The sequence below is a fragment of the Candidatus Chlorohelix allophototropha genome (genome assembly GCF_030389965.1).
Taxonomy (GTDB): domain Bacteria; phylum Chloroflexota; class Chloroflexia; order Chloroheliales; family Chloroheliaceae; genus Chlorohelix; species Chlorohelix allophototropha.
This window is the reverse complement of sequence record NZ_CP128400.1, coordinates 2,393,106-2,405,504: the sequence shown is the minus strand read 5'-3', so window position 1 is coordinate 2,405,504 and position 12,399 is coordinate 2,393,106. Positions and strand designations below refer to the sequence as shown.

The window sequence follows — 12,399 nt, the reverse complement described above, 5'->3', positions numbered from 1 at the left end:
AACCTTTTGTAGCCCTAAACCTGAACTCGTTTCCTGACAACTCGCTCTTCGATAATTTCGATTGAGCCATCTTCGCGTTTTCCCTCGCGCTTGGTTACAACCACTTCTTCATCATTAGCAAGGTTGCTGCTGGTAGAAGCTACAAGCTTGCTATCTTTGAGAGTGCTGGTTTCTTCTTTGAACTCGCGGATTCCTTTGCCGAGCGATTTACCGATATCGGTCAGACGATTAGCACCGAACAATAATACAATTATAAGAAGGATAATTACCCATACTATTGGTTTATCAAAGGCGAACATTAAATACCCCCGAACATATTATGTAAAGTTATATAGTTTGATTGTTTGGTTAAAAATCAGGGGGGATTTCTCCCCCCTGAAGAACATAGGAGTGATTACAACGCTGAAACCGGAAGTGCATTTGCAGGCGTTGAGTCGATTGAAGTATTGGCATACCCAACACTTGGAGCAGCATAGGTCTGGGTATAACCGACCACGTTGCTGGCAATCACCCTGTAGAAGTAGGTAGTGCCACTCACAACAGTGGTATCAGTATAGGAATAAGTAGTTGCTACTGTTACCGGCACCGGTGAACCTAGAGTTGTCCAAGGACCATTCCAGGTGGTAGCTCTCTGAACAGTGAACTGCGTTGCGCTACGTGCAGCGTTCGTCCAGCCCACTACCACTTTGCCAACTTGTGCGGTTGCAGCCACACCAGTAGGAGCGACCGGTGCAACCCCAAAGATGATAGGGCGCATCATATCGTTCTCTTCGTGACCTAACAGGTGACAGTGCCAAGTGTACTCCCAGCCGAAGTTAATCTTCTGGTTTGTAACAGGCGCTGGCATGTTAGTCGGATCTATGCCGGTAAAGCCCATAGTCGAGGTAGTCGGTTGGGTGACATCCATCGAGCGAACACTATTGGGAAGCCCGCCAGCCCAAGCGCCGGTAGTGGGTAGGTTTTGCTTAAACGGACGCAAAGCCACAATACAGTCTTCCAATGGGTTCATCCGCACAGTATCCTTCCAACCGAGTTCGTTGGCATCTGGCAATCTGACCGCGCCATCCCAACCTACCCGATTTAGCACTTGCACATTGAACAAGTGGAAGTGGATCGCATGGGTATCTACACCGTTATGCGTTATCTTCCAGATTTGGGTTCCGTCTGCCGCTGAACCAATCGGTTGTGTAGGGTCAGAGTCTTTGACGATTTCATTAGGCGGATCAATGAAAGAGTTCGGGAGCGTCGTCTGGTTCACACCGGTGGTGTTCGGGACTTCACTACCAAGGATAGCATTCATCCGTCCGTATTCCATCTCAAACAGTTCCTGGATGCATTTTGGCTCCAACTTCAGGGTCAAGTTGCTTTTTAGTATAGCCGCAGTACCCACAGTTGTTATACCACTCGGAGGAGCCGAGAAGGTGACAGTTGGTACAGATATATAACCACCACCACCATTAGTAACGGTGACATCCTTGACAATGCCATTGTGCGCCAGCACGGAAGTTGCTGCTGCGCCCCCACCCTTACCATCGGTAGGTGTGATAGATACAGCCGGAGCAGTAGCGTAGCCACTACCACCGTTAACAATCGTTATTGCGGCAACCGAGGTCGGGTTAAGCACAACAGTAGTAGTTGCACCGCTACCACCACCACCGCTGAAACCTACGGTAGGTAACGAAGTGTAACCGCTACCCGCATTTGTAACCGTAATGCTGGCAATCGAACCAGTCAATGAGGCTGTAGCGGCTGCGCCAGTTCCACCACCACCGCTGAAGCTTACTGTTGGAGCTGTAGTATAGCCACTACCTGCATTAACCACGGTGACTGAAGCAATCGAACTGGACACTGTTGCTGTAGCCGCTGCGCCAGTTCCACCACCACCGCTGAAACTTACTGTTGGAGTTCCGGTATAGCCGCTACCATTGGCTGTAATAGTTAGACTTGCCACCTTAGTAGAAATAGTTGCCGTACCTGTAGCATTGGTGCCACTACCGCCTGACAGTGTTACTGTTGGTACAGATGTATATCCAGTACCGGCGTTAGTAATTGTGATAAGGGTAACTTTACCAGTCGTCCTGTTTATAGTAGCAGTTGCGGCTGCGCCAGTACCGCCACCGCCACTGATGGCTACATTAGGCGCATTTCGATAACCGGAGCCGCCGTTTCCAACAGTTATATTACTTATATAACCGGTGATAGTTGCAGTTGCGGTTGCACCACTACCACCACCACCACTGATAGTTACAGTTGGAGCAGATGAGTAGCCAGTACCAGCCCCGGTTAAGGTAAGGGCACTAACCAAACGAGTCATTGTTGCAGTAGCAGTTGCCCTCGTTCCACCGGCTGGGGGAGCAGATAAGGTTACAGTGGGAGCAGAAGTATAGTTAGCACCGCGATTGGTAATAGTAATACTGCTTACTGTGCCACCGGCTTTGAGTACCGCAGTAGCAGTTGCACCACTCCCACCGCCGCCAGTGATATTTACTGTTGGAGCGGAGGAGTAGCCAGTACCACCGTTGACTATCGCGATAGATTTTATCGATGTCCCAGCCAAGGTAGAACTTGCAGTTGCTTGCACTCCACCTACCGCAGGAGCAACTAATAGAACTGTAGGAGGTTGGGTATAGCCAGCACCACCGCTCAACAGGTTGAAAGACTGCACTATACCGGTAGTCACCATATTGGCAACAGCCGTTGCACCTACACCGTAGCCGCCACTAATAGTTACTGTTGGAGGATTGACATAGCCTGAACCTGCATTTGTGAGGGCAATGCCAGAAACTATATTGTTATAGACACCTTTCGAAGTAGTTTTGTCTTGGATACGGACGTAAGAATCTGTCGGAAGATTATTTACTCCATAGGTACTATTGTAATTATTGTTTAGAACAATAACCCGATCCTGAGATTTGGCAAAAACCGCAGGTAAAGTGGTAGCAATCTTGCCCGATACATAGTTGTTTGAAGTAGCAACCGTACCCTTAACCCGAATTTGCATAATGGTACGAGTATTCGGTCCGTAACCCGGCATTGTTGTATAAGCGCCTCCGGTACCATCGCCAGTCAGCGAGTGATCCGGGGCACCGGTGTAATAATCATTGCGTGGGTCGAAAGCCGGAACCGGAGCGGGCGCATCATTATACAGAATTATGGTTTGACCTGCGTAATTGGTAAAGTCAACAATCGTATCGGCGCGCTCGGCAGGCCCCATGAAGAGAGCTTTTTCAAGCACGTTCAGCACTACGATATTGCGGCGGTTGTAATCATAGCCAACCGGTCTGTTCGGGATAGTGACAGGCGCAGGCAATAAACCGCCTTCGGTACCAATCTGGATAAAATTAGGTCCAACTGCCAGAGGATCGGGGAAACCACCATCGCGACCATCGGCAGTAGGCCAACCGGCAGGCCATACACCGGGAGCAGCCGGAACCATATTCACTTCACCGACATCGCCGTCATTCAATGTGGTTGCTACGCCATTAGAGTTAGTATTCCACATCACGGCTTGCGATTTTGCTTTGTAAAGCTGTAGGTTAAGGAAGCGGTCGTTGCAGGCATTCAAAACCATGAAACGGTAAGCTTTCGGCTCGACTTCCAAATAAGGATAAGCCTGACCGTTAACCAGCGGTGTATCCATAAATCCTTCCGGCACAATCGAAGCATTAGGAGTCGCCGGAATAATCGGCGGCGAGCCGGGATTATTGAGATCTTGGTATGGGTTCGTCTGAGTAGGTAGATGTGCGATAGTGAGATTCGGGGGCCAGAACCACGGCCCGTAATCCCAACGTCCCATTGCATTTGCCCCACTCAAATCATAGGGATTCTGGTTGGGCATATATACGTGGGGGAACCACAGGTCATTTCGAGTTGAATCGACCGCGAAGGGCCAAGTTGGATCGAGCGTCAAAACATAATTATAACTAGTTGAATCTGAGTCAATAAAGGTCTTATCCTGAATTATCAGAGGAATAGTATCGGTAAGAGGCGGAATCGAGCCGTTTGTCACCAAGCTCTGCTCATCCGGGTCCTGAACGATGTAGCCCGCTGCCTCACCGGCATAAACGTTTAGACGGGTCAAGCCATAAGCATGATCGTGATAGAACATCAAGCGAGCGCTTTGCTGGTTGGTCCAATAGAAAGTAAGCTCACCTGCTCCCGTGGCAGGCATATCCGGTACATCTTGCGCGCTGACACCCTTTAGCAGCGTGGTAGAGTTTTCACTTACCGGAGCCGTCCACTGATGAGCAGTACCGTCACTGATCCAGGGAGTATTACCACCGTGCAAGTGAAGTATGGCGCGGTTTTCAGTATATTTTGCGCCATTAATACCCGTACCGGCGCCCATTACGGTAGTATCTACCGGGATAAAGAGATTGCCGCCATTCGCCGTGGAGGGCAACAGGTTAGTAAATTTGACGCGAACTGGTCGGTCACGTTGGGCAACAATGATAGGACCAAGGTAATGAGGGGTAGTTGTAACTGCATTCCCAAATGGATCTTTGAGAGGCGCATTGTTCTTATCTACCGTATTTAGTTGTTTATAACCTCGCAACTTGGTCAAACCCAGATCGGAATGGAACTGGGCATCATACTCAACCAAGCCGATTTCATAATAATCCGAACCCGGATAAGAAGTTGTATCAGGAGCACCCAAAGGAATAAAACTCCCGCGAGTATTGGCGCCGGCAGGGGTCAACCCGGGTAATGAGTCAACGAATTTGCGAATTGTTGTAGGACTTAACGCCCAGTTTGGGTCGGTACCGAAATAATCAGCAATACCACCCGGGGTTGGAGTAGGACCTGTTCCCAATATATTCGCATTTGTACCAGTAGCATTAATGCTAGAGTCGACTCCTCTTACGCCTGGTCTGACCTTGCGGAACTTTGCCTGATTAGAGGCAGCCAACTTCCTGTCTGCATGGGTAACTTTGCGTTTCAGTAAATACGGGAGTTTCGTGGGATCATACCCACCCTTGGATTGAGCTAGCGCGCTTGTAGAGGGGGCTTTAATATTCAGAGTAGCTACTGCTGCTCCGGTTGCCCCTAACCCTATAAGGAACTTCCTACGCTTCATACGATCACTCCTTATGTGTTTCGATTATGCCAATCAACATGATTAACATGTGCTGTATTTGTGCAGAATCTAAGAAATAAATAAACACTGATATTTAGTACTTAGTTTGTATGAAAATAATCTAATACTTGTTCAATATGTTTCAAATAGCTGTGGTATTACTAGCTATATATTGAATGTTGTTTAAATAAACAGAATAAAATTCCTTTAATAAGTTTATCCAAAATCTGATTTATTTCAACATTTCTACATCTGAATCTTAGTGCGAGTTCATAATATCGCTGTGCTGTATCTTTTCTAAATTAACCTTCGTAAACTATTATAACGCTACAACCTTACAATATAGCTTACAAAACCCCTGCACGTTGCATTTTGTTCATTCTAAATCAAATTCTTTGGGTTATATATATTCTAATGAAATATTAACAAAGGTATATTAAGCAATAATTGCAGTAATATTGCTGCAATATTACGAATTATGCAGTCGATTGACGATTCTATATGTATTTGTAGAATTGATATTTCATGGTCAAGTCATTATTGCAGTAGAGGCATTAGTGTGTTGCTATAATCCCACTATTTCAATGTTGTTTGTGATTTAATGTATATAAACGTTAATTAATAAACTTTAACATCTGACGGAATCGGCATAACAAAAAGTCCACTATCTGTTAGTTTATCCCATCCCTGTCGTAAGTTTATATATGGATGGGAAACACAGCCTTCGCCGACAAGCGAACTTGCTGAAACCACAGCAGCTTCCGTAAAAGGCTATGGACTATATAATGGTAGATGGAGGACTAGTTCTAAAGTGTCAAACGGACTGACTAATAGTGGGGAGGGTTAGTTACATCTTTACAAGCGTTCTTAATAGCGGCACCAGTTATAAAAACAAACAACCGCTACAAGTGGGTTACTCCTCTTGTACCGGTTGGATTACCTTGGTTTAGCTTGAACAAAAGCCGATATGCCAGTTGTAGCCCTAAACTTGCGCTCGTTTCCTGACAACTCGCTCTTCGATAATTTCGATTGAGCCATCTTCGCGTTTTCCCTCGCGCTTGGTTACAACCACTTCTTCATCATTAGCAAGGTTGCTGCTGGTAGAAGCTACGACTTTGTTTTCCTTGAGAGTGCTGGTTTCTTCTTTGAACTCGCGGATTCCTTTGCCGAGCGATTTACCGATATCGGTCAGACGATTAGCACCGAATAATAATACAATTATAAGAAGGATAATTACCCATACTATTGGTTTATCAAAGGCGAACATTAAATACCTCCAAACATATTATGTAAAGATATTTGCAGGATACGGATGAAACTCAGGGAGGGATTTCTCCCCCCCTGAATTGCAAAGGAGTGATTACAAGGCTGAAACCGGTAGTGCGTTTGTAGGCGTTGAGTCGAACGAAGCGTTCGGATACCCAACCTTAGTTGTACCGACTGCAGGATATGCCTTGGTATAACCGACCACGTTGTTGGCAATTACCCGATAGAAATAGGTAGTTCCCTTGACAGTAGTCTTATCTTGATAGGTATATGTTGTAGCCCCTGTTGTCCCAACAGTAGTCCAAGGACCATTCCAAGCGGTAGCTCTCTGAACGGTGAAACCTGTTGCGTTCTTGGCAATGCTCGTCCAGTTTACAGTCACTGAACCAGCTGCTGCACTTGTAGTAACACTAGTAGGAGCTTTAGGCGCTACCCCAAAGATGATAGGGCGCATCATATCGTTCTCTTCGTGACCCAACAAGTGACAGTGCCACGTGTACTCCCAGCCAAAGTTAACCAAATCGTTAGTAACCGGCGCTGGTAAGTTATTAGGATCTACTCCCGTAAAGTCAGCGCTTCCGCCAGCCTTTTGGGTTGGATCCATGTAGCGTACACTATTAGGAAGATCCCAAGGCAGGTTTTGCGCGTATGGTCGTAAAGCCACAATGATATCTTCCAATGGGTTCATCCGCACAGTTTCCTTCCAACCTAGTTCGTTGGCATCCGGTACCCTAATTGCACCGTCCCATCCTACCCGGTTGATTACCTGCACGTTCATTAGGTGCCAATGGATCGCGTGGGTATCTACACCGTTGTGCGTGATCTTCCAGATTTGGGTACCATCTGCCGTTGAGCCAATCGGTTGAGTGTAATCAGCGGTTTTAATGATTTCATTCGGCGGATCAATGAAAGCATTCGGGAGTGTCGTCTGGTTCACACCGGTGGTGTTCGGGATTTCAGTTCCCAAGATAGCATTCATTCGACCGTAGTTCATATCGAACAGTTCCTGGATCGCTTTTGGCTCCAGTGGCATAGTCAACGGACTAGAAGCAATTGTTGCGAAACCTGCTGCTGGGACACCACCCGCTGGAGCAGCCGAGAAGGTAACCGTTGGTACAGTTAAGAAGCCGCCACCACCATTAGTGACAGTTACAGACCCAACAGTGCCGTTGTGTGCCAGTACGGAAATTGCCGCCGCGCCACCACCGCTAGCATTAGCAGAAGTGATAGTCACAGCCGGGGCAGTTGTGTAACCGCTCCCACCGACAACAACAGTTATACCAGCCACCGAGGTAGGATTAAGTAGGGCTGTTGCAACCGCGCCGGTTCCACCGCCACCGTTAAAGCTTATTGTCGGAACGCTTGTATAGCCACTGCCGGGGTTTGTTACAGTTATGCTGCCAATCACGCTCAGCAGGGTAGCAGTAGCCGTTGCACCGGTTCCACCGGTACCATTATTATTAAATGTTACCGTAGGAGCAGTAGTATAACCACTACCGGCATTAGTCAACGTAATAGCATTAACCGCACTTGCCACTGTAGCCGTTGCAGCCGCGCCGGTTCCACCGCCACCGGTGAAACTGACTGTAGGAGTTCCGGTATAGCCAGTACCACCGCTTGTAAGCGTAAGACTTACTACTACATTAATGATAGCTGCGGTTGCAGTTGCGCCGGTGCCACCGCCACCGGTAAAGCTTATAGTGGGAGCGCTTGTATAGCCTGAACCACGGTTAGTTATAGTAATAGCAGTAATTCTACCTGTATTCCTGTTTACAGTAGCCGATGCGGTTGCACCGGTGCCACCGCCACCGGTGATATTTACAGTAGGAGCGTTTCGATATCCGGTACCACCGTTTCCAACAGTTATGGTGTTTAGAACACCAGAGATAGCAGCCGTTGCAGTTGCGCCAGTTCCGGCACCACCGGTAATGTTTACAGTTGGAGCAGTAGTGTAGCCGGTACCGCCATTGGTTAAAGTAAGTGCAGTAACTCTACGAGCTATTGTCGCAGTAGCAGTTGCCCTGACACCACCAGCCGGAGGAGCCGAAAGCGTTAGAGTTGGAGCTCTGTTATAACCACTACCACCGTTCGTAATAGTTATGCTGGCTACCGCCCCGCCGCCTTTGAGTACAGCCGTTGCGGTTGCACCAGTACCACCGCCGCCGGTGATATTTACGGTAGGAGCAGTAGTGTAGCCGCTACCACCGTTGGTTACCGCGATCGAAGCGATCGAAGTCGGTGACAAAATAGCCCTTGCAGTAGCCTGACCACTTACACCTGCCGGAGAAGCTGCTAACGTAACGGTCGGAGGTACAGTATAACCAGCACCACCGCTCAACAGATTGAAAGACTGTACAACCCCGGTTGTTACCATATTGGCAACTGCCGTTGCACCTAAGCCATTGCCACCGCTAACGGTAACTACGGGAGGAGTGACATAGCCTGTTCCAGCATTAGTAAGGGTGATTCCATTAACTATATTGTTATAGAGTCTATTGTCCTTAATATTGGTGCTAGCCAAAGCCGTATCCTGGATCCTGACATAAGAATCTGCCGGAAGATTGGTTACGCCATAAACACTATTGTAGTTATTGTTCAGGACAATAATCCGGTCTTGCGTTTTGGCGAAAACCGCAGGCAAAGAGGCAGCGATTTGTCCCGATTTATAGTTATTGGGCGTAGTAACCGCAGCTTTAACGCGGATTTGCATGATGGTGCGAGTATTAGGACCGTAACCAGCCACTGTTGTAGGTGCACCACCGGTCGAGGTTTGATCCGGAGCGCCGGTGTAATAATCATTGCGTGGGTCGAAAGCCGGAACCGGAGCAGGCGCATCATTATACAGAATTATGGTTTGACCTGCATATGCGGAAAAGTCAATGATAGTATCGGCGCGTTCGGCAGGACCTAGGAACAGAGCTTTTTCAAGCACATTCAGCACTACGATATTGCGGCGGTTGTAGTCATAACCAACTGGCCTGTTCGGGATAGTGACAGGCGCAGGCAACAAACCACCTTCAGTACCAATCTGGATAAAATTAGGACCGATTGCTGCCGGATCAGGGAAACCGCCATCACGACCATCGCGTGTAGGCCAATCTGCAGGCCATGTGATACCCGCTGCATTTGAAGCGGGAACCATTTTTACTTCACCAGCGTTGGCATCATTTAAGGTGCCATCAATATTCCACATCACAGCTTGCGACTGCGCTTTGTAAAGCTGGAGGTTAAGGAAGCGGTCGTTGCAAGCGTTCAAAATCATGAAGCGATAAGCCTTCGGCTCGACTTCTACATAAGGATAAGCCTGACCGTTGACTATCGGCGTATCCATAAACCCTTCCGGCACAATCGAAATACTGGGAGTAGCCGGGATAATCGGCGGAGAGCTAGGATTAGCCGGATCATAATATGGGTTTGCCTGAGTAGGTTTATTTACAATGGTGGTCATCGGGGGCCAGAACCACGGCCCGTAATCCCAACGTCCCATTGCATTCGCCCCGCTGAAATCATAGGGATTCTGGTTAGGCATATAAACATGGGGGAACCACAGGTCGTTTCGAGTCGAATCAACCGCGAAGGGCCAAGTTGGGTCGAGCAACTGCCAATTGGGCAACGTATTGGTACCATTAGCTAGGGTTGTGTTAACAGTTGAGTCAAGAAAGGTTTTGTCCTGAATTACCAACGGTACTGTATCAGTAAGTGGAGGAACAGAGCCATCTGCCACCAAGCTTGCTTCATCGGGATCGGTCAGGAGATAGCCCGCCGCTTCCCCGGCATAAACGTTCAAGCGGGTAATACCATAAGCGTGGTCGTGGTAGAACATCAAGCGTCCGCTTTGCTGGTTGGTCCAGTAGAAGGTGAGTTCACCTACCCCAGTGGGAGGCATATCCGGTACATCCTGCGAGCTGGTGCCCTTGGTTAAGGTTGTAGAAGTTTCGCCAACCGGAACCGTCCACTGATGGGCAGTACCATCACTGATCCAAGGGGTATTACCGCCGTGAAGGTGCAATGTTGCGCGGTTCTGAGTATAAGTCTGAGTAGTATTATTAGTATTGTTATAACCCGTTCCAGCCCCCATAACGGTGGTATCAACCGGGATAAAGAGATTTCCGCCCGTGCCGGTAGCTAACTTGTTGGTGAATTTAACCCGAACTGGGCGACCTTTTGTAGCAACAATAACCGGACCAAGGTAATGAGGGGTGGTTGTAACCGGATTGCCTAAGAGGTCTGTGAGGGGAGCTCCATTTTTATCTACGGTATTTAGCTGCACATAGCCGCGCAACTTGGTTTTACCCAACTTGGAATGAAATTGACCGCTATATTCAACCAAACCAATTTCATAATAATCCGAACCGGGATAAGAAGTTGTATCGGGAGCTGCTATCGGAAGATAATTATTGATATTATTTTTACCGAAACCAGGACCAACACCAGCAAGCGAGGTCAAACCGGGCAGCGAGTCGACAAATTTTGGAAGTATTGGACTCAACGAATAGTTTGGATATGACCCGAAATAATCAGGGATACCGCCGGGTGTAGGAGTAGGAATTGCCGCCAAGATGCCCGCAGTTGTACCAGTAGCATTAATACTGGAGTTGGCGCCTGCAAGGCGAGGATGGGTTTTGTAGAAAGCAGCCCGATTAGAAGCTGCCAGCTTCCTGTCTGCATGGGTCACTCTGCGTTTTAGTAAATACGGAAGTTTGGTGGGATCATACGCCCCCTTGGTTTGAGCAACCGCGCTTACTTGGGTGGGACTGAGTTTTATGGCAACTGCCGCTGCTCCTGATGCCCCCAATCCGATTAAGAACTTTCTCCGCTTCATACAATCACTCCTTACATGTTACTTTTTTGCCTATCAACTTGACAGACATGAGCGGGAATTACGAGCTAACTAAGAAAAGGAATAAACCGATAATTTTAAATAAGTTTTTATTTTTTAGCCGCCTGATAAAAGGCAACAAAAAGTCCAGAGTACATCTAACAGGGTGTACCCAATAATACGTTCCCTATTTTTGAGCAAATGAATACGCTGCGACTATGCCAGTTTTTGGCTGTAATCAAACACAAAACCAATAATAAATTGAGTTGGTAATCAGGGGAATTAGTTCTTAAGTGTCGTACTATCTAGCTATTTGTGCTGGCAGATAAGTAGCACCTTAACAATTCTTTTCGCCTCCAAAACTTAGCTTTAGCTTAAGTTTTAAGGGTAACCTCCTCAGGAGACAAAACCCTAACATACACCGGTAAAGAATTCACTTCACAGGTAAATATTTTTGTTAACCTTTGATAATATTATATAAAAAAATTTTCATTAGTCAAGTGTTAAATTAGTAATCTAAGGGTTAAATGAGAATAATAAGATACATATTTTTGGATTTACCATTTATTTACTGATTTTTACCATATTTTTACCTTATCGTGATTTTGATTATTTATAAATAAGATTTGCGCTAAACTAAGTAATAACTGTTTGGATAGATAAACACCTGTGAAAAGGAGCTAGTTCTCGGCAGTTAGAAAATAGTTCCATTAGATGCAGTTCTAGCAGTTTTACTTGGCGTACAGATATTCAGGTTCAAAAAGCGGGGGGTTTGCACGAAATATAACTAGTCTAGAGGCTATTACCACCAGCTGACGAACTACGCTAGAGGGCTATATGGTAAGAAAAGGAGCGTCATTTAGGCAAAGGGATTAATCTAAAATAGGTGCAGGAGCTAGCACATTAGCTTCAGTATATGAAATTTATTATTATGGTAAAAATATTGGTGTAAATTTGCTCATTCTATATGAATAATAGTTAATAATTATCATTACTACATAGAAACTTGACTAAAAAACTCGATTTTATATAATATTTACATTCGTTATCTAGATTTTTATCTTCTTTAAATCATAATACCTAGAGGCTTTGTGGGGTAAATCCCTACAGGTGTAGGGTTTATTACTATTAAAGTTAGCGGCATCCGGTCTATTATTATTCAACTACCTATTGTTGCTTGCTGATTACATTTTTCGTAAAAAGGGTTTTAGGGCTAAGTATTAACTTCTTTCATATT

The 12,399-nt window shown here is 46.5% G+C and carries 4 protein-coding genes; all 4 read right to left on the bottom strand.

Features of this window, described 5'->3' with window-relative positions; all coding sequences use genetic code 11:
• Positions 1 to 14: 14 nt before the first annotated feature.
• Positions 15 to 299, bottom strand: a complete 285-nt coding sequence (tatA, locus tag OZ401_RS22900) for a twin-arginine translocase TatA/TatE family subunit (RefSeq protein WP_341470851.1) — start codon at positions 297 to 299, stop codon at positions 15 to 17.
• A 95-nt stretch (positions 300 to 394) separates the two neighbouring features.
• Entirely contained in the window at positions 395 to 5,077 is a 4,683-nt protein-coding gene (locus tag OZ401_RS22895; protein WP_341470850.1) for a multicopper oxidase domain-containing protein, read from the bottom strand.
• Positions 5,078 to 6,059: 982 nt separating this feature from the next.
• A complete protein-coding gene (gene tatA, locus OZ401_RS22890; protein WP_341470849.1) occupies positions 6,060 to 6,344 on the bottom strand; it encodes a twin-arginine translocase TatA/TatE family subunit in 285 nt (94 codons plus the stop codon).
• A 93-nt stretch (positions 6,345 to 6,437) separates the two neighbouring features.
• On the bottom strand, positions 6,438 to 11,165 hold the full coding sequence (locus tag OZ401_RS22885; RefSeq protein ID WP_341470848.1) for a hypothetical protein: 4,728 nt from the start codon (positions 11,163 to 11,165) through the stop codon (positions 6,438 to 6,440).
• Positions 11,166 to 12,399: the final 1,234 nt, after the last annotated feature.

Excerpts from the sequence above, each read along its gene's own strand:
- tatA (WP_341470851.1), bottom strand. The coding sequence starts at position 299 with ATGTTCGCCTTTGATAAACCAATAGTATGGGTAATTATCCTTCTTATA.
- OZ401_RS22895 (WP_341470850.1), bottom strand. The coding sequence starts at position 5,077 with ATGAAGCGTAGGAAGTTCCTTATAGGGTTAGGGGCAACCGGAGCAGCA.
- tatA (WP_341470849.1), bottom strand. The coding sequence starts at position 6,344 with ATGTTCGCCTTTGATAAACCAATAGTATGGGTAATTATCCTTCTTATA.
- OZ401_RS22885 (WP_341470848.1), bottom strand. The coding sequence starts at position 11,165 with ATGAAGCGGAGAAAGTTCTTAATCGGATTGGGGGCATCAGGAGCAGCG.